The organism is Pseudoxanthomonas wuyuanensis (genome assembly GCF_900215535.1).
Classification (GTDB): domain Bacteria; phylum Pseudomonadota; class Gammaproteobacteria; order Xanthomonadales; family Xanthomonadaceae; genus Pseudoxanthomonas_A; species Pseudoxanthomonas_A wuyuanensis.
In genome coordinates this window covers 981555-1006699 of the sequence record NZ_OCND01000001.1, presented here as the reverse complement: position 1 = coordinate 1006699, position 25145 = coordinate 981555, and the positions used below count along the sequence as shown (strand labels likewise).

Genomic DNA, 25145 nt, shown 5'->3' with positions numbered 1-25145 from the left:
CTAACGGCGCCGGGATTAATCGGACGGCAAGATCGCTAGCGCTTGCTCTTGGCCAGGCGCAACCAGGTATCGACCACCGTGTCGGGGTTCAGCGATACCGATTCGATGCCTTCGGCCATCAGCCATTCGGCCAGATCCGGATGATCCGAAGGTCCCTGGCCGCAGATGCCGACGTATTTGCCCTTGGCCCTGGCGGCCTTGATCGCCATCGACAACAGCTTCTTGACCGCCGGGTTACGCTCGTCGAACAGGTTGGCGACGATGCTCGAATCGCGGTCCAGGCCCAGGGTGAGCTGGGTCAGATCGTTGGAGCCGATCGAGAAACCGTCGAAGATGTCCAGGAATTCGTCGGCCAGCAGCGCGTTGGACGGGACTTCGCACATCATGATGATCTTCAGGCCCGGCTTGTCGGCGCTGGCGCCGTCGCCCTGCTTCAAGCCGTGCTTGGCCAGCACCTGGATGACCTTGCGGCCTTCCTCCAGCGTGCGCACGAACGGGATCATCACCCACAGATTGTCCAGGCCCATCTGTTCGCGCACCTTGAGCACGGCCTGGCATTCCAGCGCGAACGCCGGCTCGAACGACGGATCGATGTAGCGGCTGGCGCCGCGGAAGCCGATCATCGGGTTCTCTTCGTGCGGCTCGTAGCGGGCGCCGCCGATCAGGTTGGCGTATTCGTTGGACTTGAAATCCGACAGCCGCACGATCACCGGATGGGGCGCCACCGAGGCGGTGATGGTGGCGATGCCTTCGGCCAGGCGGTTGATATAGAAGCTGACCGGATCGCTGTAGCCGGCGGTCTTGGCGTCAATCTTCCTGCGTACGTCGGCATCCTGGCGGTCGTATTCCAGCAACGCCAGCGGATGTATACCAATGTGGCTGGCGATGATCATTTCCAGCCGCGCCAGGCCGATGCCGGCGTTGGGCAGCTGGCCGAAGTCGAACGCGCGCTCCGGGTTGGCGACGTTCATCATGATCTTCAGCGGCGCCGGCGGCATCTGCGCCAGGTCGGTGGTGGTGCGTTCGAAGGGCAGGGCGCCGGCATAGATGAAACCGGTGTCGCCTTCGGCGCAGCTGACCGTCACTTCGCTGCCGTTCTCGATCAGGTCCAGCGCATTGCCGGTGCCGACCACCGCCGGCACGCCCAGCTCGCGGGCGATGATGGCCGCATGGCAGGTGCGGCCGCCGCGGTTGGTGACGATGGCCGAGGCGCGTTTCATCACCGGTTCCCAGTCCGGGTCGGTCATGTCGGCGACCAGCACGTCGCCGGGTTCGACCTTGTTCATGTCCTCCAGCGTGCGCACCACGCGGGCGATGCCGCTGCCGATCTTCTGGCCGATGGCGCGGCCCTCGGCCAGCACCTGGCCGCGCTTTTCCAGCGCAAAGCGCTCCATCTGGGTGGCGTGGCCGCGCGATTTCACCGTTTCCGGGCGCGCCTGCACGATGAACAACTTGCCGCTGACCCCGTCCTTGGCCCACTCGATATCCATCGGCCGGCCGTAGTGTTCCTCGATGGTCAGCGCCTGCCGGGACAGCTCGTGCACGTCCTCATCGGAAATCGAGAAAGTGTTGCGCAGCTCGGCCGGCGTGTCCTCGGTGCGCACGCGTTCGCCCGGCTGGTCCGAATAGACCATGCGGATCTGCTTGCTGCCCAGCGAGCGGCGCAGGATGGCCGGCTTGCCCTGTTTCAGCGTGGGCTTGTAGACGTAGAACTCGTCGGGATTGACCGCGCCCTGCACGACCATCTCGCCCAGGCCGAAACTGGAGGTGACGAACACCACGTCGCGAAAGCCCGATTCGGTGTCCAGCGTGAACAGCACGCCGGAAGCGCCCACGCCGGAGCGCACCATCAGCTGCACGCCGGCCGACAGGAACACGTCTTCGTGCTTGAAGCCGTGATGGACGCGGTAGGCGATGGCGCGGTCGTTGTAGAGGCTGGCGAAGACTTCCTTGACCTTCAGCACCACATCGTCGGCGCCGGTCACGTTGAGGAAGGTCTCCTGCTGGCCGGCGAAGCTGGCATCGGGCAGGTCTTCGGCGGTGGCCGAAGAACGCACCGCAACGGCGACATCGCCGCCGCCGTCGCCGGCGTTCTCGGCGCACAGCCTGCGGTAGGCGTTGCGGATGTCGGCATCCAGGTCCGGCTGCAGCGGCGCCTCGATGACCCAGCCGCGGATTTGCTTGCCGGCCTCGGTCAGCGCGGTCACGTCCTCCACGTCCAGCGTGGCCAGGCGGTCGAAGATGCGCTGGGACAGATCGTTGTGGGCGATAAAGGCCTTGAAGGCTTCCGCGGTGGTCGCATAGCCGCCGGGGACCGAAACCCCCAGGTTGGCCAGATGGCCGATCATTTCGCCAAGCGATGAATTCTTGCCGCCGACGCGGGCAAGGTCGGACAGGCGCAGCTCATGCAGCCACAGGACGTTCTCGTTCAAGCGCAATGCTCCAAGGCGGACCGCGCCGCGCCGAAGACCGCCGGCGAGGCCGTGTCCATGGGGGAAGAGCGGATATGATGCAGTGCATACCAATTGCAGACAAGCTTGATCTGGCGGAGGTTTCATGATCGAAGAGGAAAAAACGGCGATGTCCAACCTGCGCGCGGTGTTTTATGTGTCCGATGGCACCGGTATCACGGCGGAAACCATCGGCCACAGCCTGCTGACGCAGTTTTCCGGCTGCCTGTTCCAGACCGACCGGCTGTCGTTCATCGACGATGAGGAAAAGGCGCGCGAAACGGCCGAGCGCATCCGCCGCGCCGGCGAGCGGCTGGGCACCCGCCCGATCGTGGTCAACTCCTGCGTCGATCCGCAGCTGACCGCCATCCTGGCCGAAAGCGGGGCGCTGATGCTGGATGTGTTCGAGCCCTTCATCGAGCCGCTGGAACGCGAACTGGGTTCGCCGCGGCAGTCGCGGGTGGGGCAGGCGCACGGTCTGGTCGATTTCGAAACCTACCACCGCCGCATCAACGCGATGAATTTCGCGCTGACCCACGACGACGGCATCGCCATCAACTACGACGAAGCCGATGTGATCCTGGTGGCGGTGTCGCGCGCCGGCAAGACGCCCACCTGCGTGTACCTGGCGCTGCATTACGGCGTGCGTGCGGCCAATTACCCGTTGACCGATCAGGATCTGGACACCGACCGCCTGCCGGCGCGGTTGCGGCCGTACCGGCGCAAGCTGTTCGGCCTGACCATCGATCCGCAGCGCCTGCAGCAGATCCGGCAGGAACGCCGGCCCAATTCCCGCTACGCGCAGCTGGAAACCTGCAAGCGCGAAGTGGCCGCGGCCGAGGTGATGTTCCAGATGGAACGCATCCCGACCCTCAGCACCACCAACAAGTCGATCGAGGAAATCTCCAGCAAGGTGCTGACCACGCTGGGGCTGCAGCGGGAGATGTACTGAAGGGGCAGGGAACGCGCAAAAAAACGTTCCGGAAGAACGCTTAACTTAGGCCGCATGCGGGCGGCCGTCAATGCTGCCGCAAAGCGCCGGCAACGTGTAGCATCGAGCCGTGAGCCAGGCCCTTTCCCGCACCGCGCGCATCCCCAAGCTCAGCCGTTTCGGTTGGCTGATGGCGCTGTATGCCGAAAACCACGCGCGCCTGCACCGCCTGTTCGCGCCGGAGGGGCTGAGCACCGGCAGCTACCTGTCGTCGATAGGCGACGGACTGGATGTACGGCTGGACGTGATCGAAACCCATCGCTACACGGTGGAGTTGCGGCTGACCTACGACCTGTGCGATCCGCTGACCGGCGAACCGGACCCCTCCGCCTACGTGCGGTTGTACCGCGACGCCCACCAGACCGAGGCCACCCACTGCTATGTGGGCCGGCGCTGGCAGGATGTGATCGGGCTGTACCCGCCACCGGCCCAGGTCATCGGCCACCGCATGCGCATGAACACCTTCCTTGGCAAATGGCTGGAATACCTGGCCGAGCAGGGCCATGGCGTGGCCACGCTGCGGCGGGTGGAAGCGGCCACCACGATGGACGCGGCCTGATTCAGCGCTGGACCGTGCGGGGCATCCCCTAGCCCAAGCGGACAAACCGGATGGCGTTGAGCCGCTGCAGCCCGCTGAACGATTCGCGGGTCATGTTGACCACATCGACCTGCCCGCTGGTTTCGAGCTCCAGCAGCCGCGCCGCGACCGCGCCAAAAGCGGTTTCATCCAATCCCAGGCCCGCCGCAGTCCAGCGGGTATCGCGGTTGAGGGGCAGTTGCGACAGCAGTTCGTCGGCAAGGGATGGGTGGGTCATGACCGGCAGGCTCCAGGCAGGGTGCAGCAGCTTCGGCGACAGGCGTCTCAGAACCTGAGCCGGTACCGCGCCCTCCGCGGCTCATCCCGGTCTTTCTAGCGCACCGGTTGTGGGTTTCTTGTAAAGGCGTGCGGTGGCCGGTTGCGGCGGGGTCTCGACAGTTGCGCTGGCTGCGCTACGGTCTCTCCGCCGCGGAATCGAGCAATCGGGATGAATGCCAGCAACGGTCCGAAAGGCCTGTTCCGGCACGCGGCTCTTTCGCGCGTATGGTGAGGAATGTCCTACAAGACTCGCCCCGAACTGGATGTACTCATCAACGCCCTGGCCGCCGATGACATGTGGCGCATGCAGGCATGGGACGGAGACGCGGCTTGCACCGAGGCGTGGGCGACGCAGGCGGTGGATATCCAAAGCAAAGCCGGCCTGGATAACGAGGACCATGTATTCCATCGTCTCCAGGCCATGGCCATGGACCGCATCCGAACGCGGCGGGGAATATTCCATCGGATTGCCCGGAAGTTCGGCCGCTGGCGCTTTACCCGTCCGCAGCTTTTATAGCGGGCCGAACAGGCCGGACCGTCTGTCGTTCAGACCGGCGGCGGCTGCAATGCCGCACGCGGTCCCGGAACGGTGTACCGTGGAAACCGAGGTGGACGAGCGACGCTGCAATGAAGTTCCTGTTTTTCAGAACGGTGTTGTTCCTGGCGCTGGGCGCCGCCATCGCGATACTGGCCGGCATGTGGTTCGCCTCCGGAATCGACACGGCGATTCCTTCCCAAAACAATCAGGGCCCGGTTTCCCGAGCCCTGAGTGCTTGAATAATGGCGTCCCCACGGGGATTCGAACCCCGGTCGCCACCGTGAAAGGGTGATGTCCTAGGCCTCTAGACGATGGGGACGCGGTAAAGCGGTCAACGAGTTTTCGTGCAGCTTCGGACAGGCCTAATTGTCCGAGTTGGTGGAGCCAGGCGGGATCGAACCGCCGACCTCTTGCATGCCATGCAAGCGCTCTCCCAGCTGAGCTATGGCCCCAACGTGCTGGCAGGAGCGGAATTGTAGAGAGGCATTTACGGACATGCAAGCGCCTGAACAAAATTTCTTCTTCCGCTGGCGCAATCCATTGGGTTGCGGTTGAAATAGATGCCTTGACCTTTGCTGGGCGGCGCGCGGTAACGATGATCGAATTCGAAGTGGCGGACTGGGCGGCCTGGGCGCCGGGGCTGCACAGTCGCGAGGATTGGCTGGCCTGGGCGCAGGCGCCTTTTCTGCCGCATGGCGATGACACTCCGGCGCTGGCCGAAGTGCCGGCGATGCAGCGCCGGCGCATCGACCGGCTGGGCCGGATGGCGATCCAGGCCGCGTATTGGTGCCAGCCGCAGGAAGGCGGGCAGGCGCCGCTGGTGTTCGCGTCGCGGCATGGCGATGTCGCCTGTTCGGTCGGCCTGCTGGAAACGCTGGCGGCCGAGCAGCCGCTGTCGCCCACCGCATTCGGTCTGTCGGTGCACAACGCGATAGCGGCGCTGTATTCGATCATCCGCGGCGAGCGCGGCAACTATCTGGCATTGGCGGCGGGCACTTCCACTCCCGAGGCGGCGATGTTCGAGGCCGCCGGCCTGCTGGCCGATGGCGCGCCGGAAGTGCTGGTGATCTGCTACGAAGGCGCGCTGCCGGCGATCTATGCCGGGTTTGCCGATGAGCCGGATCCGTTCCATGCCTGGTGCTGGCGGGTGCGCGCGGCCGGGCAGGGCGGCAAGGCGATCCGGCTGGACTGGGAAGCGTCCCCGCCGCCGGGCTCCGGACAGGCGCCTTCGCATGGGTTGCCGCATGCGCTGGAAGTGATGCGTTTCCTGCTGGCCGGGCAGCCGGGGCTGTGGCATGCGCGGGATGCTGCTGCCGGCGTTGGCGGCCACTGGGTCTGGCGGCAGGATGCTTGAGCGTCTGAACCACGCCTGGCGGGTGTTCGGCACCGGGCTCAGCTTCCTGGCCTTCGGCCTGGGCGGCCTGTTGCTGCGCGTGCTGGCGATACCGCCGTTGCAGTGGTTTGTGCGCAATCCACGACGCCGGCAGCGCTGGGCGCGCAAGCTGGTGCAACTGAGCTTCGCCTGCCATGTCGGACTGATGTGCGGGCTGAGGCTGATGACCTACGAGGTCCGCAACCGCGAGCGCCTGCAGCGCGACGGCCTGCTGATCCTGGCCAACCATCCGACCCTGATCGATGTGGTGGTGCTGGTATCGCTGCTGCCCAACGCCGATTGCGTGGTCAAGTCGGCGGTGGCCCGCAATCCGTTCATGCGCGGGCCGGTGCGCGCGGCCGGCTACATCGCCAACGACGACGGCGCAGGGTTGGTCGACGACTGCATTGCGGCGGTGCGGGCGGGCGGCAACCTGGTGATCTTTCCGGAAGGCACCCGCACCGCCCGCGACGGGAAAATCAAGCTGCAGCGCGGCGCGGCCAATATCGCCGTGCGCGGACGGCTGGACGTGACGCCGGTGCGGTTGACCTGCACGCCGATGACCCTCGGCAAAGGGGAGAAATGGTATCGTGTGCCGTCGCGACGGTTCCACATGGTGGTCGACGTTCAGGAAGATCTGCCGATTGCGCGTTTCCTGAACGGAATCGACCCGGCTTCCGGGGGGGAAGCGGTCGCGGCGAGACGATTGACCGACTATTTGGCCGAATACTTTGCGGGGGAGGAAACGCGTGCAGGCACTTGAGCACGAGATCAAGGAATTGATCATTGCGTCGCTGTCGCTGGAAGACATCACGCCGGACGACATCGAGACGGCGGCGCCGTTGTTCGTCGAAGGCCTGGGGCTGGATTCGATCGACGCGCTGGAACTGGGCCTGGCGTTGCAGAAGCGCTACGGGGTCAGCCTGTCGGCCGACTCGCAGGAAACCCGCCGCCACTTTGCCAGCGTGCAGGCGCTGGCTGAATTCGTCGCTTCGCAGGGGCAGCCGTAGTCTCTGCGGCGAGGTAGCAAGATGACCAAGAACGAACTATTCGACCGGATCGTCACGATCCTGCATGACAGCTTCGAAATCGCGCCGGAGCGCATTGTTCCGGAAGCGCGGCTCTACGACGATCTGGACATCGACAGCATCGATGCGGTGGACCTGATCGTCCAGCTCAAGCCGTTGCTGGGCCGCAGCCTGCAGCCCGATGCGTTCAAGTCGGTGCGCACGATCCAGGACATCGTGGACGTGTTGTACGGGCTGATCCGCGACCAAGCCGCCTGAGCGCGGCAACCGGGGCGCCGACGTGAACCGTGCCCGCGCGGTGTTGTTCATCGCGTTTTCGCTGGCCTATCCGCTGGCGATCTATTTCGCGCTCGGACGCTTCGAACCGCGCTGGCTGGCGTTGCTGCTGTTTGCGCTGGCGCTGCTGCGCGCAATCGCCGCGCGCGAAGCGGTCTGGCTGGTCGCCGCGGGCGGCGCCGGGCTGCTGGCGCTGACCGCCACCATCTTCAACCAGGCGCTGCCATTGAAGCTGTACCCGGCGCTGGTCAACGCGGTGATGCTGGCGGTGTTTGCGATCAGCCTGCGTTTCCCGCCGACGGTGATCGAACGTATCGCACGCCTGCAGGACCCGCAGTTGCCGGCCAGCGGGGTGGCCTATACGCGCCGGGTGACCCAGGTCTGGTGCGGTTTTTTCGTCGTCAACGGCAGTCTGGCGCTGGTCACCGCGCTATGGGCCAGCGATCGCGTCTGGGCGCTGTACAATGGCCTGATCGCCTATGGCCTGATGGGGCTGCTGTTCGGCGGCGAGTGGCTGATCCGGCAGCGGGTCCTGGCGGCGCACCGTGGCTGACTGGCTGCCGCTGGCCAGTGTGGCGGTACGGGCGCAGCCGGGGCGCGGGGTCGCGGCTGCGCCGCTGGCGCTGGATCACGCCGCGTTCCTGCAGCAGGTAGCCGGTTGGCGCCAGGCATTCGCGGCGCAGCAGGGACCGGACTGGGTGCTTTATTTCGACGATGCGGTACGTTTTGCCGCAGCGCTGTTCGGCGCCTGGCATGCCGGCAAGCGGGCATTCCTGTGCGGCGACAATCTGCCGCAGACGCTGGGCCGCTTGCAGGCGCAGGTGGATGGCTTTGCCGGCGATATGCCCGTTGGCTGGCCATCGCTGCAGCCGCTTGCCAACGGCGGCGGCGGCGCGGACATGGCGCCGCTGGACGAACAGGCCACCCGGCTGGTGGTGTTCACTTCCGGCAGCACCGGCGAACCGGTGGCCATCGAAAAGCAGCTGCGCCAGTTGGCGCGCGAAGTCGAAGCGCTGGAGGCCGCGTTCGGCGCAGGCCTGGGCGATGCGCAGGTGCATGGCACGGTGTCGCACCAGCATATCTACGGACTGCTGTTCCGCGTGCTGTGGCCGCTGGCGGCCGGGCGCCGCATCGCGGCGCGCGCGTTCTTTCCCGAAGACATGGTGGCGGCTTTGGCCGGACCGCCTTCGCTGCTGGTGGCAAGTCCCGCGCATCTGCGCCGCCTGCCGGAACAACTGGACTGGGCAGCGGTGCAGGGGCGGTTGCGGGCGGTGTTTTCGTCCGGCGGAGCGCTCCCTGCCGAGGCGGCGTTGCAGGCGCGCGCCTTGCTGGGGGCGGCGCCGACCGAAATCTACGGCAGCACAGAAACCGGAGGCATCGCCTGGCGGCGCTGGACTGGCGAACAGCCAACGTGGCAGGCGCTGCCCGGTGTGGAATGGCGAATCGATGGCCAACGGCTGGAAGTGCGTTCGCCGCATCTGCCGCAGGATGAGTGGTGGCGCAGCGAGGACCGCGCCGAAGCCGATGCGCAGGGGTTCCGCCTGCTGGGCCGCGCCGATCGCATCGTCAAGATCGAAGAGCGGCGGGTATCGCTGGATGCGTTGGAGCGGCAATTGCTGGAGCACCCTGAGGTGCGCCAGGCGCGAGTGCTGCTGTTGCCCGGCAGCCGCAATGCGCTGGCGGCGGTGGTGGTCCCGGCGGCCAGCGAGGCGGCGCGGCTGTCCTCCAATGGGCGCAGGGCATTTTCGCAGCGGCTCGGCGCTCATCTGGCGCATGGCCACGATGCGGTGACGCGGCCGCGGCGTTGGCGATTCGTCGAGGCCTTGCCGATCAATGCGCAAGGCAAGACCACCGAATCGGCGCTGCTGGCATTGTTCCGCCCGCAGCTGCCCGAGCCATGCTGGCAACTGCGCGAGCCGGCCCGTGCCGAACTGGAACTGCAACTGGATGCCGGCCTGGCGGCGTTCGACGGCCACTTCCCGGGCACGCCGATCCTTCCCGGCGTGGCCCAACTGGACTGGGCGGTGCGCTTTGCGCGCGAGGTATTCGCAATGCCGCCGCGTTTCGTGCGGATGGAGGCGGTGAAGTTCCAGCGCGTGGCCCGCCCAGGCGATCGCCTGCAGCTGAGCCTGGAATGGCAGCCGCACAAGCGGGCGCTGGTATTTGCCTATCGTTCGTCGCACGGGCCGCATGCCAGCGGCCGGGTGGTGTTCGATGGCTAGCCGCGCCGCCGATGCGTTTGCGCCGCTGGTGCTGATTCCGGTGTTCGATCACGAGCACGCCATCGCCGCGATGGTGGATGGCGTACTGGCCAGCGACAACGACTGCCTGCTGGTCGACGATGGTTCCGGCCCGGCTTGCGCGCAGGTGTTGCAGGATCTGGCGCAACGGCACGCGCCGCGGGTAAGGCTGCTGCGGCTGCCGCGCAACCAGGGCAAGGGCGCCGCGGTGCTGGCGGGGTTTCGCGAAGCGGCGGCGCTGGGCGCCAGCCATGTGTTGCAGATCGATGCCGATGGCCAGCACGACCCGGCCGATATCCCGCGTTTCCTGGCGCGCGCAAGGCTGCGCCCCGACAGCATCATCTGCGGCAGTCCCGAATACGATGCCAGTGTCCCCAAGGGGCGGCTGTACGGCCGCTACCTGACCCACGTATGGGTCTGGATCAATACGCTTTCGTTGGCAATCAAGGATTCGATGTGCGGGTTCCGCGTCTATCCGCTGCCGCCGGTGCTGCGGCTGATGGGCGAGGAAACCATCGGCCAACGCATGGATTTCGATCCGGAAATCATCGTGCGGCTGTTCTGGCGCGGCGTGCCGGTGGAAAACCTGCCGACCCGGGTCACCTATCCCCGCGACGGCGTTTCCCATTTCGACATCTGGCGCGACAACCTGCGCATCAGCCGCATGCATACGCGCCTGTTCTTCGGCATGTTGCGGCGCTTGCCGCGCCTGCTGGCCGCACGCCGCACGCGCATCCAGGGCAGGGCGGCATGAACCAGCCGCAGGCCGCGCACTGGGCCGACATCGGCGAATCGACGTCGGTGATGGGCATCGCGTTCCTGTGCGGGGTGCACCGCTGGCTCGGCCGCTGGCCGTTCCTGCTGTGCCTGTATCCGGTGGTGCTGTTCCACTGGCTGGGCAACGCCACCGCGCGCCGCGCTTCGTTGCAGTATCTGCAACGCCTGCAGGCCCATGCCGGCGCATTCGAACGCGCCCCCGGCTGGCGGCACAGCCTGCGCCATTTCCGCTACTTCGCCGAAACCCTGCTGGACAAGCTGCTGGCGCTGGGCCGGCGCTATCCGGTTGCCAAGGTGGAACTGCAGCGCGATGTGATGCTGTCGCAGGTGGCGCGCGGCGAGGGCGGGGTCATCATCACCGCGCATATCGGCTGCCTGGAACTGTGCCAGACCCTGGCCGATTACGTCCCGGGCTTCCGCCTGACCGCGCTGGTGCATACCGCGCACGCCGAACGCTTCAACCGGATGATGCGGCGGCTGGATCCCAATGGCCAGGTCCAGTTGCTGCAGGTCACCGAACTGGGGCCGGCCACCGCGGTGATGCTGGCCGAACGGGTCGCCAGGGGCGAGTTCGTCGCCATCGCCGGCGACCGTGTGCCGCTGCGCGGGGGGCGCAGCGTGCGCGCCTCGTTCCTCGGCCACCCGGCGCCGTTTCCGATCGGCCCCTACGTGCTGGCTTCGACGCTGGGCTGCCCGGTGTTCACGATGGCTTGCGTGCATGCGGGCGATGGTTACGTGGTGCGTTTTGCGCGCTTTGCCGACCGCCTGAAGCTGCCGCGCGGTTCCCGCGACGCCGCGCTGGCCGAGCAGGCGGCGAGGTTTGCGCAATGGCTGGAGCTGCAGGTGTCCGGAGCTCCGTACGATTGGTTCAATTTCTTTCCCTTCTGGGATCAGGTACCGCATGACGCTCCCAAGCATTGATTCCCTGCCGTTGCTGTTCGGCGACGCGCCGTTGCGTATCGAGGACGTGACGGCGCTGTCGCGCCGCCAGCGTCCGGCCGCGCTGTCCGCCGACGCCGGCTTCCGCGCGCGTATCCAGCGGGGCGCCGACTTCCTGGACCGGCTGCTGCAGGAAGACGGCGTCATCTACGGCGTGACCACCGGCTATGGCGACTCCTGCACGGTCAACATTCCGCCGGATCTGGTCGCCGAACTGCCGCACCACCTGTATGCCTATCACGGCTGCGGGCTGGGGCGGTTCCTCGACGAGGCCGAGACGCGCGCGGTGCTGGCGGCACGGCTGGCATCGCTGGCGCGCGGCATGTCCGGGGTCAGCCTGCCGCTGCTGGAGGGCCTGGCGCAGCTGTTGCAGGAAGACGTGCTGCCGCTGATCCCGGCCGAAGGCTCGGTTGGCGCCAGCGGCGATCTGACCCCGCTCTCGTACGTGGCCGCGGTACTGTGCGGCGAGCGTGAGGTGATGCACCGCGGCCAGCGCCGCAGCGCCGCCGAAGCGCTGGCCGAAATCGGCATGGCGCCGTTGCGGCTGCGCCCGAAGGAAGGCCTGGCCATCATGAACGGCACCGCGGTGATGACCGCGCTGGCCTGCCTGGCCTGGCAGCGTGCCGAATACCTGGGCCGGCTGGCGACCCGGCTGACCGCGTTCAACGTGCTGGCCAGCGCCGGCAACGCGCACCACTTCGACGAGGTGCTGTTCGCGGCCAAGCCGCACCCGGGCCAGATGCGGGTGGCGGCGCGGCTGCGCGAGGACCTGCACAGCGACCGCCCGCCGCGCAACGAGCAGCGCCTGCAGGATCGCTATTCGCTGCGCTGCGCGCCGCATGTGATCGGCGTGCTGGAAGACGCGCTGCCGTTCCTGCGCCAGCTGATCGAAACCGAACTCAACAGCGCCAATGACAATCCGCTGATCGATCCGGACCGCGAACAGATCCTGCACGGCGGCCATTTCTACGGCGGCCATATCGCCTTCGCCATGGATGCGCTGAAGACCGCGGTCGCCAACGTGGCGGATCTGCTGGATCGGCAGCTGGCGCTGCTGGTCGACACCCGCTACAACCACGGCCTGCCGTCCAACCTGTCCGCCGCCAGCGGGGCGCGGGCGGCGATCAATCATGGCCTGAAGGCGCTGCAGATCAGCGTATCGGCTTGGACCGCCGAAGCGCTGAAGCTGACCATGCCGGCCTCGGTGTTCTCGCGTTCCACCGAGTGCCACAACCAGGACAAGGTCAGCATGGGTACGATTGCCGCGCGCGACTGCCTGCGCGTGATCGAACTGACCGAACAGGTGGCCGCGGCGATGCTGATCGCCGCGCGCCAGGGCATCGAACTGCGCCAGCAGGCCGGACCGCCGACCGAGCTGCGCGACGAGCCGGCGGCGATGTTCGCCGACCTGCGCCAGCGCATTGCGCTGGTGGAAGAGGATCGCGCGCTGGACGGCGAGCTGCGCGCCTTGCTGGCGGATCTGCGCGCCGGCCGCTGGAGCCTGTATGCCGGCTGACCTGACCGCCGAGCTGGCGCTGTCGCCGGCCTTCCACGACTGCGATCCGATGAACGTGGTCTGGCACGGCAATTACTTCAGATACCTGGAGCTGGCGCGTTGCAAGCTGCTGCAGCGCTTCGATTACGACTACCCGCAAATGCTCGAATCCGGCTACCTGTGGCCGGTGGTGGATGCGCGCATCAAGTACATCCGGCCGCTGCGGTTCGGCCAGCCGCTGGTGGTGGCCGTGCAACTGGTCGAATGGGAAAACCGGCTCAAGTTCGATTACCGGATACGCGATGCCGAAACCGGACAGAAGCTGACCGCCGCGCACACCATCCAGGTGGCGGTCGAGGCGGCTTCAGGCGAGATGCTCTATGTCTGTCCGCCGGTCCTGTGGCAGAAGCTGGGAGTGGCACCGCAATGAAATGGGCGATAACGGGGTTGCTGGCCTTGACGCTGGCGTTCGGTGCGGTAGCGGTGCGGGCCGCCGACGATCTGGCGCTGGTGCAGCAGCGCGTGGCGCAGGTGCCGGTGTTGCGCGGAGATTTCCAGCAACAGAAGCAGGTGGCCGGGTTCAGCAAGTCGCTGCGGTCGGAAGGGAATTTCGTGCTGTCGCGCGAGCGGGGCGTGCTGTGGAGCACGCTGAAGCCGTTTGCTTCGGAAGTGGTGCTGACCCGCGACCGCATCCTCAGCCGCCAGCGCGACGGCAGCACCCGGGTCGAGTTGGACGGGCGCCAGCAACCGGCGCTGCGTGCGGTCAACGAGATGATGTTCGCGCTGATGAGCGGCGATGTGGCGGCGCTGGCGCCGCGCTTTTCCAGCACGGTCGAGGCGCTGCCGGAGCAGGGCTGGCGGTTGACGCTGACGCCGCGGCCGGGCCCGCTGGCGCGTTCGTTCGAACGTATCCGCCTGCAAGGCGACCGCCATGTGCGCCACGTTGAAATCGACGAAGCCAATGGCGACCGCACCGTACTGGAGTTTACCGGCATCAGCGAATCGCCGGCCGTGTTGAGCGATGCCGAGGCGGCACGCTTTGACTGATGCGGCGGTCCAGCGCGATGCGCGATATCGCGCGCTCTGGCGCTGGCTGGCGCTGGGCTGGCTGTTGCTGGTGATCGCCATCGGGTGGCATCAATGGCGGTTCTGGCAGCAGTCGCGCATCGACAGCGATGTGCTGGCGATGCTGCCGCAGGACGCCGACGATCGCCTGCTGGCCGATGCCACCCGCCGTATCGCCGACGCCAGCGCACGGCAGATGGTGGTGCTGCTGGGCGCCGCCGATGCCGGGCAGGCGCAACAGGCGCAGGCGGCCTACCTGGGCGCGCTGCAGGCGTCGACCCTGCCGTTCGAGCCGGCCGGCGATGCGCAGGACTGGTTCGCGCAGGCGCAGGCGTTCTATGCGCCGCACCGCGACCGCTTGTTGACGCCGCAACAGCGGCAACGGCTGCGTGAGGAACCGGCCGCAGCGTTGGCCGAATCGGCGCTGGCGTCCCTGTACGGACCGATGGGCGCGCCGCGGCTGACCGCATGGCATGCCGATCCGTTGGGGTTGTGGCCGCAATGGTGGCAGGCGCGGGCGGCGAGTTCGGGGCTGCGGGTCGGCGAGGACGGCTTGCTGCATGCCGATGGCCGGGTGTGGGCGGTGCTGCAGTTCCAGACCCGCGCATCGGCGTTCCGGCTGGATGGTCGGCGGACCATCGAAGATGCGCTGGACCGCGCGGCCGAGGCCGCGCGCGCCCAGGTCGCGGACATCACGGAACTGCGCGCCGGCGTACCGCTGCATGCAGAGGCCGCGGCGGTGCAGGCCAGCCGCGAAGTCAATGTGATCGGACTGGGCTCGCTGGCGGCGGTGCTGCTGCTGGCCTGGCTGGCATTCCGCTCGTTGCGGCCGATACTGCTGGTGGCGATGTCGCTGCTGATAGGTTGCGCGACGGCGCTGTCGATCACCGCCATGGTATTCGGCAACGTGCACCTGCTGACGCTGATCTTCGGCGCCAGCCTGATCGGCGTGGCCGAGGACTACGGCATCCACTGGTTCGCATCGCGTCGCGGCAAGCATCCCGACCAGCGTTGGTCGCTGTTGCGCTACCTGCTGCCGGGATTGTCGCTGGCATTGCTGACCAGCGCGCTGGCGTACCTGGCGCTGGGACTGGCGCCGTTCCCGGGGCTGCGGCAGATGGCGCTGTTCTCGGTGGTGGGGCTGGCGGCGGCATTCCTGACCGTGATCTGCTGGTTTCCCTGGCTCGATGGCGGAGCGCTGCGCGTCAGCGGCTTTTCGCGCTGGCTGGCCGATACGCTGCAACGCTGGCCGCGCGTGCGCGCCAGCCGCGGCTGGGCGGTCGCCGGACTGGCGATGGCGGTGTTGCTGGCGGCCGGCCTGTGGCGGCTGCAGACCGATGACGATCTGCGCAGCCTGCAGTCTTCGCCGCAAGCTCTGCTGGACCAGCAGGCCGGGATCGGCCGCCTGCTGGGCATGCCCAGTCCGGCGCAGTTCTTCCTTGTCCGCGGTGCCGACAGCGAGACCGTCCTGCAGCGCGAGGAGGCGCTGCTGCAGCGGTTGGCGCCGGTTGTCGCCGCCGGCCAGTTGCGAGGCTACCGCGCCATCAGCGACTGGCTGCCATCGAACGCGGCCCAGCAGGCCGACGCCGAACTGACCGCGCGCGTGGAAACGGCAGTGATGACAGAGGTTGGCGCGGCGTTGGGCGAGCCCCTGCAACGCGCCGCATTCCCGGCGCAACCGCTGACGCTGGAAGACTGGCTGGCCTCGCCGGTATCGCAGCCGTTCCGGCAGCTGTGGCTGGGCCCGTTGGGCACGGATGTGGCCAGCGTGGTGATGCTGGATGGACTGCACGGCGAGGCGTCGATGCAGGCGATGCAAGCCGCCGCCGCCGGCTTGCCGGGCGTGCGCTGGGTCGACCGCACCGGCGATTTCTCGCGGCTGCTGGCGTATTACCGGGTGCAGATGAGCTGGTTGCTGCTGGCAGGCGTGGCGGCGGTGTTCGCGGCGCTGTGGTGGCGCTATCGCGGCCTGGCCTGGCGCGCGCTGGCGCCGACGCTGCTGGCCGGGCTGCTGACGGTGGCGTTGCTGGGGTTGCTGGGCCAGCCGCTGCAGTTGTTCAACGTGCTGGCGCTGCTGCTGTTGCTGGGCATGGGCATCGACTACGGCATCTTCCTGGTCGAGCATCGCGGCGATGCCAGCGCCTGGCTGGCGGTCTGCGTCGGCGCCGCCAGCACCTGGCTGTCGTTCGGCTTGCTGGCGCTGTCGGCCACGCCGGCGTTGCGCGCCTTCGGGCTGACGCTGCTGTTCGGCATCGGCCTGGTCTGGCTGATTTCGCCATTGTTCCGGCCGTTGGCCGCCCCTTTATCCAACCCTGGTACGGACAAAACGGAATGAAGATCGAAAAGACGGAAATCCTGATCATCGGCGCGGGGCCGGCCGGTTCGGTCGCTGCTGCGCTGCTGCGCCAGCAGGGGCGCCAGGTGCTGATTCTCGAGCGCGAGCAGTTTCCGCGCTTTTCCATCGGCGAGAGCCTGCTGCCGCAGAGCATGGAGTACATCGAGGCCGCCGGCCTGCTGCAGGACGTGGTCGAGGCCGGTTTCCAGTACAAGAACGGCGCCGCGTTCGTGCGCGGCGAGCGCAGCACCGAGTTCGATTTCCGCGACAAGTTTTCGCCGGGTTGGGGCACCACCTACCAGGTGCAGCGCGCCGATTTCGACCACGTGCTGGCCAAGGGCGCCGAGCGGATGGGCGCGGAAGTCCGCTACCGGCACGAAGTGCTGGCGGCCATGCCGGGCGAAGTCCCGCAGGTCACGGTGCGTTCGCCGGAAGGCGAGGAATACATCATCCAGGCCGATTTCATGCTCGACGCCAGCGGTTTCGGCCGGCTGCTGCCGCGGCTGCTGAAGCTGGAAAGCCCGTCCAACTTCCCGGTACGCGGCGCCATCTTCACCCATGTGCGCGACCATATTCCGGCCGATGCCGGTTTCGACCGCAACAAGATCCTGATCACCACCCACCCCGAACATGTGGACGTGTGGTACTGGACGATTCCGTTCTCCAACGGCTGCTGTTCGCTGGGCGTGGTGGCCGAACCGGCGTTCCTGGAGCGCTACCGCGGCGGCGAGATGGAGCGGCTGCAGGCCATTGTCGGCGAGGATCCCAATCTGACCCGGCTGCTGAAGAACGCCGAATGGGGCGTGCTGCCGGTGCGCCAGATCACCGGCTACTCGGCCAATGTGAAGTCGCTGTGGGGGCCGGGCTACGCGCTGCTGGGTAATGCCGGCGAATTCCTCGACCCGGTGTTTTCTTCCGGCGTCACCATCGCCTTCAAGTCGGCGCAGCTGGCCAGCGCTTGCCTGCAGCGCAAGTACGCCGGCGAGACGGTCGACTGGGAACGGGATTTCGCCATTCCGCTGCGCGACGGCGTGCAGACGTTCCGCCGTTTCGTCGAGGCGTGGTACCAGGGCGGCTTCCAGAAGATCATCTTCCATCCAGACCCGCAGCCGGATATCCGCGCCATGATCTGTTCGATTCTGGCCGGCTACGCCTGGGACAAACGCAATCCCTACGTGGCCGAAACCGAGCGCCGGCTGCGCGTGCTGGAGCAACTGTGCGCCGGTTGATGTCCATGCCGCTGCTGCTGGCCTGCCTGTTGCTGGCCGCGTGCGCGCACAGGCCTGCGGCGTCGTTGCAGGAGTTGCCGCCGTTGCGGTTGTCTCCGGCCTCGCTGGGGCAGACGATCTCGGTGCAGCAACGGCTGCATTTCAGCTTCGGCGCGCAACAGCGCGAACTGGACGCGCTGTTGGAGGTCGATGGGCACGAAGTCCGCCTGCTGGTGCTGGCGCTGGGCCAGTCCGGTGTGCGCCTGCGCTGGGATGGACGCGAACTTCAACAGCAACGCGCCCCCTGGCTGCCGCCGGCGGTGCGCGGCGAACGCGTGCTCGACGACCTGCAATTCGTCCGCTGGCCCGCCGAGGCGATCCGTGCCGCACTGCCGGAAGGCTGGCAGCTGCAGCAGTCGCCAGGCGTGCGCACGCTGCTGCATGGCGGCACCGCGTGGCTGGTGGCGACCGAGCTGTCGCCGCAGCGGGTACGGCTGGAAAACCTGGCCGAGGGCTACCGGCTGGAGATCGAATCGGCAGACGGGGAAACCCAGTGAGCGCCTCGCAGCCGGTTTTTCTCAGTGAACTCGGCGTGGTCTGCGCGCTGGGCAATGGCCGCCGCCAGGTTGCCCAGGCGCTGTTGCGGTCCGACGCCCCGGCGCCATTGACGCTCACCGATGCGTGGACGCCGGGGCGGCCGCTGGCGCTGGGCGAAGTCGCCGCGCCGTTGCCGGATCTTTCCGATTGTCCGTTGCCGCTGCGCGGCCGCAACAACGCGTTGCTGCGGCTGGCTTTCGAACAGATCCGCGTTGCCGCCGGCGCGGCCGTGGCGCGTTACGGCGCACACCGGGTCGCGGTGATCCTGGGCACCAGCACGTCCGGCATCGGCGAATCCGAGCGGGCGCTGCCGCTATGGCGCGCCAGCGGCCGGTGGCCGGAAGGTTTCCACTACGGCCAGCAGGAAATCGGCGCGCCATCGCGCTTCATCGCTGCCGAAGCCGGCGCCGGCGGGCCGGCCTGGACGCTTTCCACCGCCTGTTCTTCCAGCGCCAAGGCGTTGGCATCGGCGGCGCGGCTGCTGCGCGCCGGAATTGCCGATGCGGTGATCGCCGGCGGCGCCGATTCGCTTTGCCGGTTCACCATCAACGGCTTCTCCGCGCTGGAATCGGTGTCGGCGACGCGCTGCAATCCGTTTTCGCGCAACCGCAACGGCATCAACATCGGCGAGGGTGCGGCGCTGTTCCTGATGACCCGCGAACCCGGTCCGGTAAGGCTGGCCGGCTGGGGCGAAACCTCCGATGCGCACCATATCTCTTCGCCCGAACCGCAGGGCCTGGGTGCGATTGCGGCGATCGGCCAGGCGCTCGCGCGTGCCGGCATCGCAGCGGGCGATGTCGATTACGTCAATCTGCATGGCACCGCCACCCCGCAGAACGATGCGATGGAAAGCCGGGCCGTGGCCGCCACGGTGGGCCTGGACACGCCGGTCAGTTCGACCAAGGCGCTGACCGGGCATACGCTGGGCGCAGCCGGCGCCATCGAGGCGGCGCTGTGCTGGCTGGCGATGGCCGACAATCCCGAGCACCGGCTGCCGCCGCACTGGTGGGACGGCCAGGCCGATCCCGGATTGCCGGCATTGCGTTTCGCTGCGCCGGGCGAACGCGCGGCGGCGCCGTTGCGGCATGTGCTGAGCCACTCGTTCGCCTTTGGCGGCAGCAATGCCGTACTGCTGTTCGGAGCCGACGGATGAATACGCTTTACGACATCGAAAGGGTGGTGCCGCACCGCGGCACTCTGCTGCTGATCGAGCGCCTGCTGGAGTGGGACGAAGAAAGCGCCGCGGTGGAACTGCAGGTGCCGGCCGACGGGCCGTTCAACGCCGAGCAGGGCGTGCCGGCCTGGGTGGGCGTGGAGTACATGGCGCAGACCATCGCTGCCTGGGCCGGCTGCCGCGCGCGCCGGGCCGGCGGCGAGCCGTCGATCGGCTTCCTGCTGGGCACACGCCGCTATGTCTGCGCGGAACCGTATTTCCGCCCCGGCGCAGTGTTGCGGGTGGAGGCAAGATGCGAGCTGTTGGGCGACAATGGCCTGGGGATGTTCGCCTGCCGGATTCTGGAAGGCGGCAACGAGTTGGCTTCCGCCAACGTATCGGTCTACGAACCGGCGGATGCGAAGGCTTATCTGGAGAATGACGAAGCATGAGTGGGGACTCGACCATCCTGGTGACAGGAGGGAGCCGGGGCATCGGCCGCGCGATCGCGCTGCGGCTGGCCCGGGACGGATTTGATGTGGCCGTGCATTGCCGCAGCCGGGTGGCGGAAGCCGAGGCCGTGGCCGACGAGATCCGCGCGCTGGGCCGCCGGGCGCGCGTACTGGCGTTCGATGTCGCCGACCGCGCGGCCTGCGCGCAGGCGCTGGAGGCCGACGTGGCCGAACACGGCGCCTGCTACGGCGTGGTCTGCAATGCCGGCATCGCCCGCGACAACGCTTTTCCGGCGATGAGCGGCGAGGACTGGGATGCGGTCATCCACACCAACCTGGATGCGTTCTACAACGTGCTCAACCCGTTGATCATGCCGATGGTGCGCCGGCGCAAGCCCGGACGCATCGTGACGCTGTCGTCGGTGTCCGGGCTGGTCGGCAACCGCGGCCAGACCAACTACAGCGCGGCCAAGGCCGGCATCATCGGCGCAAGCAAGGCGCTGGCGCTGGAGCTGGCCAGTCGCGCGATCACCGTCAACTGCGTGGCGCCGGGCTTGATCGATACCGAGATGGTCAGTGGCGAAGTGCTGGAGGAAGCGTTGAAGATGATCCCGATGCGGCGGATGGGCCGGCCGGAGGAAGTGGCGGCCATCGTCGCGTTCCTGGTTTCCGAACAGGCCAGCTACATCACCCGCCAGGTGATCTCCGTCAATGGGGGATTGATCGGATGAGCCGCAATACCGACAGGCGCGTCGTCGTCACCGGCGGCGGCACCATCAGCCCGCTGGGCCATGACTGGAACAGCGTGCATCTGCGGTTGCGCGAATGCCGCAACGCGGTACGCCGCATCGACGCCTGGGACATCTACGAAGGGCTCAACACCAAGCTGGCGGCGCCGGCCGAGGATTTCCAGCTGCCGTCGCATTACAACCGCAAGACCACCCGCAGCATGGGGCGGGTCGCATTGATGTCGGTACGCGCCACCGAGCTGGCGCTGCAGCAGGCCGGCCTGCTGGGCGACCCGCTGCTGAAAAGCGGCCGGGTGGGCGTGTCCTACGGATCTTCGGCCGGCAGCCACGATGCCGTCGGCGAGTTCGGCCGCATGCTCAACGAGCACACCACCGAAGGCATCAGCGCCACCACCTACCTGAAGATGATGAGCCACACCGCGCCGGTCAATATCGGCGTGTTCTTCGGCCTGACCGGGCGCGTCATCACCACCTCCAGCGCCTGTACCTCCGGCAGCCAGGGTGTGGGTTCGGCTTACGAAGTCATTCGCGCCGGCAAGCAGATCGCGATGATCGCCGGCGGCGCCGAGCAGTTGGACGCCACCGCCGCGGCGGTATTCGACACGTTGTTCGCCACCAGCGTACGCAACGATGCGCCGGAAACCACGCCGCGTCCGTTCGACGCCAACCGCGATGGTCTGGTGCTGGGCGAGGGTGCCTGCACGCTGATCCTGGAGGAGTACGAACACGCGCGCGAGCGCGGCGCGCCGATACTGGCGGAGATCGTCGGTTACGGCACCAACAGCGATGGCCAGCATGTCACCCAGCCCAGCGCCGAAACGATGGCGCAGGCGATGCGGCTGGCGCTGGAGGATGCCGGTTTGAGCGCCGCCGCCATCGGCTACGTCAACGCCCACGGCACCGCCACCGATCACGGCGACATCGCCGAAACCGCGGCCACCGCGCAGGTGTTCGGCGCGCGCATGCCGATCAGTTCGCTGAAGAGCTATGTCGGCCACACGCTCGGAGCCTGCGGCGCCTACGAGGCCTGGGCCAGCATCGGCATGATGCGCGAAGGCTGGTTTGCGCCGACGCTGAATCTGGAACAGCGCGATCCGCATTGCGCCGAACTGGACTACATCACCGGCGAGGGCAGGGAACTGCAGACCGACTACGTGATGAGCAACAACTTCGCCTTCGGCGGTATCAACACCTCGCTGATTTTCAAGCGCTGGCAGACCTGACTGTTCACCATCTATAGGGGAGAGAGATGAAGAAGCACTCCGTTTCGCTGCTGCTTGCGGCAGCGCTTGCCGTGATGTCCGGACCCGCTGCCGCAGGCAAGCACGACCCGATGGCGATACCGCAGTACCAGCGAGTCGAATCCACCAACGGCATTGCGCCCACCGCCGCGCGCATCAAGGCGGCAGTCATCCATGCCGGCCAACGGCGAGGCTGGACCGTCGTTGACAGCGAGCCGGGTAGGGTCACGCTGCGTTATTCGCCGCGTGAGCATGAGGTCGTCGTTGCCGTGCGCTACGACGACAATGGCTTCAAGATCGAGTATGTGTCCAGCGTGGAGATGAACTACCGGGTCAAGCGCGGAGCACCGGAGATCCACGGCAACTACAACCGCTGGATCCGCAACCTGGCCCACGACATCCAGGCCTCGCCGGTGTTTCACCAGCCCGCATCATCGGCCGTAGCGCCATGAATGGCTTGCGCCTGCCGTTGGCCCTGTGCCTGCTTCTGCTGGCTTTGCCAGCGTTGGCCGACAACCCGATCCGCACCAGCCCGGTGATCGAACTGCGCGAGGGCTATGCCGGATATCCGGAGTTCATGAAGGAATGCGATTGGACGGCGGAGTTTCCTGCACGCCTGGCCGAATACTCAAAAGGCCTGGTCGAGTTGACCGACCAGGATCTGGCGACACTACCGGGCCGTGTCCTGCGTATTCGCATCATGCATATGCGCAGCGCGGATGGAGGCGCGTTCTCGGGGCCCAAGTGGGCAATGATCCGTGCCGAGCTTTACGAGGACGGCGCGTTGGTGGGCCAGTACCAGCCCTACCGGCGCACCATGACGCTTTTCCGCGACGGTTGCTCGTCATTGAGCAAGATCAGCAATGCCTTGGCCGCCGATACGGCAGCCTGGCTGCGGCGGGGCGACTTCAAGATCGAGTATGCGAACGATCAGGCGGCAATCGAGATCGGGCCCGAGGAAGATGTGCCGCCGATCCATTGACCTGCCACCATCGAGCCGGCAGGATCCCGTGGCGCCAGCGCTGGCGACCTGCGCCGCATCCAGCGGACAGGTCATTCTTCCCGTCCAATGGAGTGACACCATGAAACGACTTCTGACAACTGCTTTGATCGGCTTGGCGATGACGGCCACGCACGCCGCTGCCGCCGATCGCCGCGTCGAGCTGCCGTTGCAGGAACTGCTGGATTCGCCACAGGCCAAGGAAGCCGGCATCGACGGCAGCGTGCGCTTCTACCTGGCCGGCCAGCCGCATCCGGCAGCGGCTTCGAAGATGGGCGAGGATGTGTCCAACAAGAAGACCAACGGCGTGGGCAAGTCCGATGAGGAAGCCTGCCGCTGGGTGGCGCTGTCGGTGCTGAAGGCATTCCAGGAGTCGGCCAGGGCGCGCGGCGCCAATGCGGTAATCGACATGGTCAGCTATTACAAGAAAAACGAATTCCGCAGCGCGACCCACTACGAATGCTATGCCGGCAACATCATGTCCGGCGTCGCGTTGAAGGGCACCTACGCCAAACTGGGCAAGTGAGCGTTCACCGGCGCTGGCGGGTTTATTCCGCCAGCGTCATCGTCGCCGCTGATCGGCGCGGCGATCGAGCAGATCCAGCAACGGACCGGTCATTGCGGTGGTCACCAATGCCATGATGACCAGCACCGCAAACAGGCGGTCGCCGATCAGGCCCAGCTCGTAGCCCAGGTTCAGCACGATCAGTTCCATCAGGCCGCGGGTGTTCATCAGCACGCCCAGGCGCGAAGCCTCGGCCGAAGGCATGCCGGCCGAACGTGCGGCCAGCCAGGTGCCGCCGAACTTGCCCAGCGTGGCGACCGCTATCACGGCCCCGCACAGCAGCAGGTCGCCAGCCTGCCAGCCATCGATGCGCAGGCGCAGGCCGGTCATCGCGAAGAACAACGGAAGCAGCAATGCGATCGCCAGCGGCTCCACCCGCTGCACCAGCAGATCGCGCAGTCGCTGGTTGCCCGATACCGCGGCACCGGCCAGGAATGCCCCGAACAGGGCATGGATGCCCAGCAGTTCGGTCGCCAGCGCCGCCGCCAACGCCAGCAGCAACAGGGCTATCAGCGCGCGACCCTCGCGTGCCGGCGCAATCGAACGCTTGCTGATCCATGGGCGCAACGCGGAAACCATCACCACCGCGAAGACCAGGCTTCCGGCCAGGCTGAGCAGCGCCGCGTTCCAGCTACCGGCATGCACCCATGCCACCACGATGGCCAACAGGCACCAGGCGCTGGCATCGCCCAACGCGGCGCAGGCGATGGCGATGCGTCCCAGCGACGTGCCCTCCATTCCGCGATCGGAGAGGATGCGCAACAGCACCGGAAACGCGGTGACGCTCAAGGCGATACCCATGAACAATGCGAAACCGGTAAAGCCAACCCCCACCGGCGCGTGGTGGCGATACAGCGCAAATGCCAGCAACACGCCGCCCAGGAACGGCAGCGCGATGCCGGCGTGGCTGACCAGCAGCGCGAAGCCGCGCTGGCCGCGCAACCTGGAAACCTCGAACTCGGCGCCGGCCACGAACAGGAACATCAGCACACCCAACTGGCTGACCAGGGTCAGCGCTCCCAAGGACTCGGGCGCGAACAACCAGGCCTGGGTTTGCGGCAGCAGCGCGCCGAACAGCAACGGACCCAGCAACAGTCCGGCCGCCATTTCTCCAATGACGGCGGGCTGGCCCAGGTGGCGCAGCAACCACCCCGCGACTTTTGCCACCACCAGCACGGTCAGCAACTGCAGCAGGAACCGCGCCAGCGGCGAGGACAGATGGGTGACCATGGCCGGAGCCATGTCGAGCCCCGTTTGTTGGCCGCCGAAATGAAGCGCAAGCGCCGTTGCCGCCAGCAGCGGCAGCGCTACCAAAAGCGCGTATCGCCCAAGCGATGCTTTGCCGGCGCGCCCGGTCGCCGGCGGCGTTGCCTGCCTGTGCATGGTATTCCCCGATTGATGCCCGCGTCGGCATTCTAGCGGGGAGTGGCGGAATCCAGAACGCTGGCCTGTTGACGCTGCTGAAACTGGCAGCGCTGGCACAGAGGGTGCAGCGGACAGCGAAGGACGCCGATAGCAACGCAATCTGTCCCCGCAGCGCGATAGCGCCGCAGGCGCCTGCGAGGCCAGGGCTGGCATGGGCGTGGCACGCGATGGCTGCTTTTCGCCAACGCTGCGTTGGGGCCAGCGCGGCCCGCCACCGCTGATATCGCCGCCTGGTGGGAGCGACGTAAGTCGCGACGGAAGCATCAATGTCGCGACTTATGTCGCTCCCACAAGGATTTCTATTCTGGTGCTCTTGAGCTCGCTCGGTTGGCCGTTCCGAAGCCCATGCACGAACAGCAGTGGATACCGCCCGGGGAACATGGACAAGCTCCG

Annotated in this window: 28 protein-coding genes and 2 tRNA genes; 25 read left to right on the top strand and 5 right to left on the bottom strand. The window is 67.1% G+C overall.

Annotated elements, in window-relative coordinates:
- Positions 1–35: 35 nt before the first annotated feature.
- On the bottom strand, positions 36–2432 hold the full coding sequence (ppsA, locus tag CRO39_RS04265) for a phosphoenolpyruvate synthase (protein ID WP_097120585.1): 2397 nt from the start codon (positions 2430–2432) through the stop codon (positions 36–38).
- Between the two features lie 148 nt (positions 2433–2580).
- On the opposite strand from ppsA, the gene ppsR reads away from it, so the two are divergent.
- On the top strand, positions 2581–3402 hold the full coding sequence (gene ppsR, locus CRO39_RS04260; protein WP_097120791.1) for a posphoenolpyruvate synthetase regulatory kinase/phosphorylase PpsR: 822 nt from the start codon (positions 2581–2583) through the stop codon (positions 3400–3402).
- Between the two features lie 109 nt (positions 3403–3511).
- A complete protein-coding gene (locus tag CRO39_RS04255) occupies positions 3512–4000 on the top strand; it encodes a DUF1249 domain-containing protein (RefSeq protein WP_097120584.1) in 489 nt (162 codons plus the stop codon).
- Between the two features lie 28 nt (positions 4001–4028).
- Here the strand turns inward: CRO39_RS04255 and CRO39_RS04250 are convergent, their stop codons facing one another.
- Positions 4029–4256 carry a hypothetical protein gene (locus CRO39_RS04250; RefSeq protein ID WP_097120583.1) on the bottom strand — a complete coding sequence of 76 codons (228 nt, stop codon included), beginning with the start codon at positions 4254–4256 and terminating at the stop codon, positions 4029–4031.
- 276 nt (positions 4257–4532) lie between these two features.
- On the opposite strand from CRO39_RS04250, the gene CRO39_RS04245 reads away from it, so the two are divergent.
- Together CRO39_RS04245 and CRO39_RS20845 are read left to right on the top strand one after the other, a co-directional pair.
- A complete protein-coding gene (locus tag CRO39_RS04245; protein ID WP_097120582.1) occupies positions 4533–4814 on the top strand; it encodes a hypothetical protein in 282 nt (93 codons plus the stop codon).
- A 110-nt stretch (positions 4815–4924) separates the two neighbouring features.
- A complete protein-coding gene (locus CRO39_RS20845; RefSeq protein ID WP_162125686.1) occupies positions 4925–5074 on the top strand; it encodes a hypothetical protein in 150 nt (49 codons plus the stop codon).
- A 4-nt stretch (positions 5075–5078) separates the two neighbouring features.
- Here CRO39_RS20845 and CRO39_RS04240 read toward each other — a convergent pair.
- Together CRO39_RS04240 and CRO39_RS04235 are read right to left on the bottom strand one after the other, a co-directional pair.
- Positions 5079–5154: transfer RNA gene (locus CRO39_RS04240), tRNA-Glu, on the bottom strand.
- A gap of 57 nt (positions 5155–5211) precedes the next feature.
- Positions 5212–5287, bottom strand: a tRNA-Ala gene (locus tag CRO39_RS04235).
- 143 nt (positions 5288–5430) lie between these two features.
- On the opposite strand from CRO39_RS04235, the gene CRO39_RS04230 reads away from it, so the two are divergent.
- The 21 genes from CRO39_RS04230 (at position 5431) to CRO39_RS04130 (ending at position 23288) form a co-directional block, all read left to right on the top strand.
- A complete protein-coding gene (locus tag CRO39_RS04230; protein WP_097120581.1) occupies positions 5431–6189 on the top strand; it encodes a beta-ketoacyl synthase chain length factor in 759 nt (252 codons plus the stop codon).
- Entirely contained in the window at positions 6182–6970 is a 789-nt protein-coding gene (locus tag CRO39_RS04225) for a lysophospholipid acyltransferase family protein (protein ID WP_097120790.1), read from the top strand. Before CRO39_RS04230 ends, CRO39_RS04225 begins: the two co-directional genes overlap by 8 nt.
- Positions 6957–7217, top strand: coding sequence for a phosphopantetheine-binding protein (locus CRO39_RS04220; RefSeq protein ID WP_097120580.1), 261 nt, complete (start codon positions 6957–6959; stop codon positions 7215–7217). Before CRO39_RS04225 ends, CRO39_RS04220 begins: the two co-directional genes overlap by 14 nt.
- 21 nt (positions 7218–7238) lie before the next feature.
- A complete protein-coding gene (locus CRO39_RS04215) occupies positions 7239–7493 on the top strand; it encodes an acyl carrier protein (protein WP_097120579.1) in 255 nt (84 codons plus the stop codon).
- A 22-nt stretch (positions 7494–7515) separates the two neighbouring features.
- The gene (locus CRO39_RS04210) at positions 7516–8064 is read left to right on the top strand and encodes a COG4648 family protein (RefSeq protein WP_097120578.1); all 549 of its coding nucleotides are present in this window, start codon (positions 7516–7518) and stop codon (positions 8062–8064) included.
- The gene (locus CRO39_RS04205) at positions 8057–9733 is read left to right on the top strand and encodes an ApeI family dehydratase (protein WP_097120577.1); all 1677 of its coding nucleotides are present in this window, start codon (positions 8057–8059) and stop codon (positions 9731–9733) included. The genes CRO39_RS04210 and CRO39_RS04205 overlap by 8 nt, the downstream gene beginning before the upstream one ends.
- A complete protein-coding gene (locus tag CRO39_RS04200) occupies positions 9726–10505 on the top strand; it encodes a glycosyltransferase family 2 protein (protein WP_097120576.1) in 780 nt (259 codons plus the stop codon). Before CRO39_RS04205 ends, CRO39_RS04200 begins: the two co-directional genes overlap by 8 nt.
- Positions 10502–11449, top strand: coding sequence for a lysophospholipid acyltransferase family protein (locus CRO39_RS04195; RefSeq protein WP_097120575.1), 948 nt, complete (start codon positions 10502–10504; stop codon positions 11447–11449). Before CRO39_RS04200 ends, CRO39_RS04195 begins: the two co-directional genes overlap by 4 nt.
- Positions 11430–12983 carry an HAL/PAL/TAL family ammonia-lyase gene (locus CRO39_RS04190; protein ID WP_097120574.1) on the top strand — a complete coding sequence of 518 codons (1554 nt, stop codon included), beginning with the start codon at positions 11430–11432 and terminating at the stop codon, positions 12981–12983. The genes CRO39_RS04195 and CRO39_RS04190 overlap by 20 nt, the downstream gene beginning before the upstream one ends.
- Complete coding sequence (locus CRO39_RS04185) at positions 12973–13392, top strand: acyl-CoA thioesterase (RefSeq protein WP_097120573.1); 420 nt, start codon at positions 12973–12975, stop codon at positions 13390–13392. Before CRO39_RS04190 ends, CRO39_RS04185 begins: the two co-directional genes overlap by 11 nt.
- Entirely contained in the window at positions 13389–14009 is a 621-nt protein-coding gene (locus CRO39_RS04180; RefSeq protein ID WP_097120572.1) for a LolA family protein, read from the top strand. The genes CRO39_RS04185 and CRO39_RS04180 overlap by 4 nt, the downstream gene beginning before the upstream one ends.
- The gene (locus CRO39_RS04175; protein WP_238394538.1) at positions 13984–16362 is read left to right on the top strand and encodes an MMPL family transporter; all 2379 of its coding nucleotides are present in this window, start codon (positions 13984–13986) and stop codon (positions 16360–16362) included. Before CRO39_RS04180 ends, CRO39_RS04175 begins: the two co-directional genes overlap by 26 nt.
- Positions 16359–17591: an NAD(P)/FAD-dependent oxidoreductase gene (locus tag CRO39_RS04170; RefSeq protein ID WP_097120570.1), complete on the top strand. Its 1233-nt coding sequence runs from the start codon at positions 16359–16361 to the stop codon at positions 17589–17591. The genes CRO39_RS04175 and CRO39_RS04170 overlap by 4 nt, the downstream gene beginning before the upstream one ends.
- A 5-nt stretch (positions 17592–17596) precedes the next feature.
- Positions 17597–18127: a DUF3261 domain-containing protein gene (locus tag CRO39_RS04165; RefSeq protein WP_238394537.1), complete on the top strand. Its 531-nt coding sequence runs from the start codon at positions 17597–17599 to the stop codon at positions 18125–18127.
- Positions 18124–19320: a beta-ketoacyl-ACP synthase gene (locus tag CRO39_RS04160; protein WP_097120569.1), complete on the top strand. Its 1197-nt coding sequence runs from the start codon at positions 18124–18126 to the stop codon at positions 19318–19320. Before CRO39_RS04165 ends, CRO39_RS04160 begins: the two co-directional genes overlap by 4 nt.
- Positions 19317–19772 (top strand): hotdog family protein, encoded by a 456-nt coding sequence (locus CRO39_RS04155; protein WP_097120568.1) that lies wholly within the window; start codon positions 19317–19319, stop codon positions 19770–19772. The genes CRO39_RS04160 and CRO39_RS04155 overlap by 4 nt, the downstream gene beginning before the upstream one ends.
- Complete coding sequence (gene fabG / locus CRO39_RS04150; RefSeq protein WP_097120567.1) at positions 19769–20503, top strand: 3-oxoacyl-ACP reductase FabG; 735 nt, start codon at positions 19769–19771, stop codon at positions 20501–20503. The genes CRO39_RS04155 and fabG overlap by 4 nt, the downstream gene beginning before the upstream one ends.
- The gene (locus CRO39_RS04145; protein WP_097120566.1) at positions 20500–21744 is read left to right on the top strand and encodes a beta-ketoacyl-ACP synthase; all 1245 of its coding nucleotides are present in this window, start codon (positions 20500–20502) and stop codon (positions 21742–21744) included. Before fabG ends, CRO39_RS04145 begins: the two co-directional genes overlap by 4 nt.
- A gap of 26 nt (positions 21745–21770) precedes the next feature.
- Positions 21771–22214, top strand: a complete 444-nt coding sequence (locus CRO39_RS04140; RefSeq protein ID WP_097120565.1) for a hypothetical protein — start codon at positions 21771–21773, stop codon at positions 22212–22214.
- Positions 22215–22219: 5 nt separating this feature from the next.
- Positions 22220–22744, top strand: a complete 525-nt coding sequence (locus CRO39_RS04135; protein ID WP_217991833.1) for a hypothetical protein — start codon at positions 22220–22222, stop codon at positions 22742–22744.
- A gap of 100 nt (positions 22745–22844) precedes the next feature.
- A complete protein-coding gene (locus CRO39_RS04130; RefSeq protein WP_097120563.1) occupies positions 22845–23288 on the top strand; it encodes an excinuclease ATPase subunit in 444 nt (147 codons plus the stop codon).
- 36 nt (positions 23289–23324) lie between these two features.
- Here the strand turns inward: CRO39_RS04130 and CRO39_RS04125 are convergent, their stop codons facing one another.
- Positions 23325–24710 carry a cation:proton antiporter gene (locus CRO39_RS04125; RefSeq protein WP_097120562.1) on the bottom strand — a complete coding sequence of 462 codons (1386 nt, stop codon included), beginning with the start codon at positions 24708–24710 and terminating at the stop codon, positions 23325–23327.
- Positions 24711–25145: the final 435 nt, after the last annotated feature.

Bases quoted from the DNA above. Each gene is read 5' to 3' on its own strand.
- ppsR (WP_097120791.1), top strand. From the start codon at position 2,581: ATGTCCAACCTGCGCGCGGTGTTTTATGTGTCCGATGGCACCGGTATC.
- CRO39_RS04250 (WP_097120583.1), bottom strand. From the start codon at position 4,256: ATGACCCACCCATCCCTTGCCGACGAACTGCTGTCGCAACTGCCCCTC.
- CRO39_RS04245 (WP_097120582.1), top strand. From the start codon at position 4,533: ATGTCCTACAAGACTCGCCCCGAACTGGATGTACTCATCAACGCCCTG.
- CRO39_RS20845 (WP_162125686.1), top strand. From the start codon at position 4,925: ATGAAGTTCCTGTTTTTCAGAACGGTGTTGTTCCTGGCGCTGGGCGCC.
- CRO39_RS04230 (WP_097120581.1), top strand. From the start codon at position 5,431: ATGATCGAATTCGAAGTGGCGGACTGGGCGGCCTGGGCGCCGGGGCTG.
- CRO39_RS04225 (WP_097120790.1), top strand. From the start codon at position 6,182: ATGCTTGAGCGTCTGAACCACGCCTGGCGGGTGTTCGGCACCGGGCTC.
- CRO39_RS04215 (WP_097120579.1), top strand. From the start codon at position 7,239: ATGACCAAGAACGAACTATTCGACCGGATCGTCACGATCCTGCATGAC.
- CRO39_RS04200 (WP_097120576.1), top strand. From the start codon at position 9,726: ATGGCTAGCCGCGCCGCCGATGCGTTTGCGCCGCTGGTGCTGATTCCG.
- CRO39_RS04195 (WP_097120575.1), top strand. From the start codon at position 10,502: ATGAACCAGCCGCAGGCCGCGCACTGGGCCGACATCGGCGAATCGACG.
- CRO39_RS04190 (WP_097120574.1), top strand. From the start codon at position 11,430: ATGACGCTCCCAAGCATTGATTCCCTGCCGTTGCTGTTCGGCGACGCG.
- CRO39_RS04185 (WP_097120573.1), top strand. From the start codon at position 12,973: ATGCCGGCTGACCTGACCGCCGAGCTGGCGCTGTCGCCGGCCTTCCAC.
- CRO39_RS04180 (WP_097120572.1), top strand. From the start codon at position 13,389: ATGAAATGGGCGATAACGGGGTTGCTGGCCTTGACGCTGGCGTTCGGT.
- CRO39_RS04175 (WP_238394538.1), top strand. From the start codon at position 13,984: ATGCCGAGGCGGCACGCTTTGACTGATGCGGCGGTCCAGCGCGATGCG.
- CRO39_RS04170 (WP_097120570.1), top strand. From the start codon at position 16,359: ATGAAGATCGAAAAGACGGAAATCCTGATCATCGGCGCGGGGCCGGCC.
- CRO39_RS04165 (WP_238394537.1), top strand. From the start codon at position 17,597: ATGCCGCTGCTGCTGGCCTGCCTGTTGCTGGCCGCGTGCGCGCACAGG.
- CRO39_RS04155 (WP_097120568.1), top strand. From the start codon at position 19,317: ATGAATACGCTTTACGACATCGAAAGGGTGGTGCCGCACCGCGGCACT.
- fabG (WP_097120567.1), top strand. From the start codon at position 19,769: ATGAGTGGGGACTCGACCATCCTGGTGACAGGAGGGAGCCGGGGCATC.
- CRO39_RS04145 (WP_097120566.1), top strand. From the start codon at position 20,500: ATGAGCCGCAATACCGACAGGCGCGTCGTCGTCACCGGCGGCGGCACC.
- CRO39_RS04140 (WP_097120565.1), top strand. From the start codon at position 21,771: ATGAAGAAGCACTCCGTTTCGCTGCTGCTTGCGGCAGCGCTTGCCGTG.
- CRO39_RS04130 (WP_097120563.1), top strand. From the start codon at position 22,845: ATGAAACGACTTCTGACAACTGCTTTGATCGGCTTGGCGATGACGGCC.
- CRO39_RS04125 (WP_097120562.1), bottom strand. From the start codon at position 24,710: ATGCACAGGCAGGCAACGCCGCCGGCGACCGGGCGCGCCGGCAAAGCA.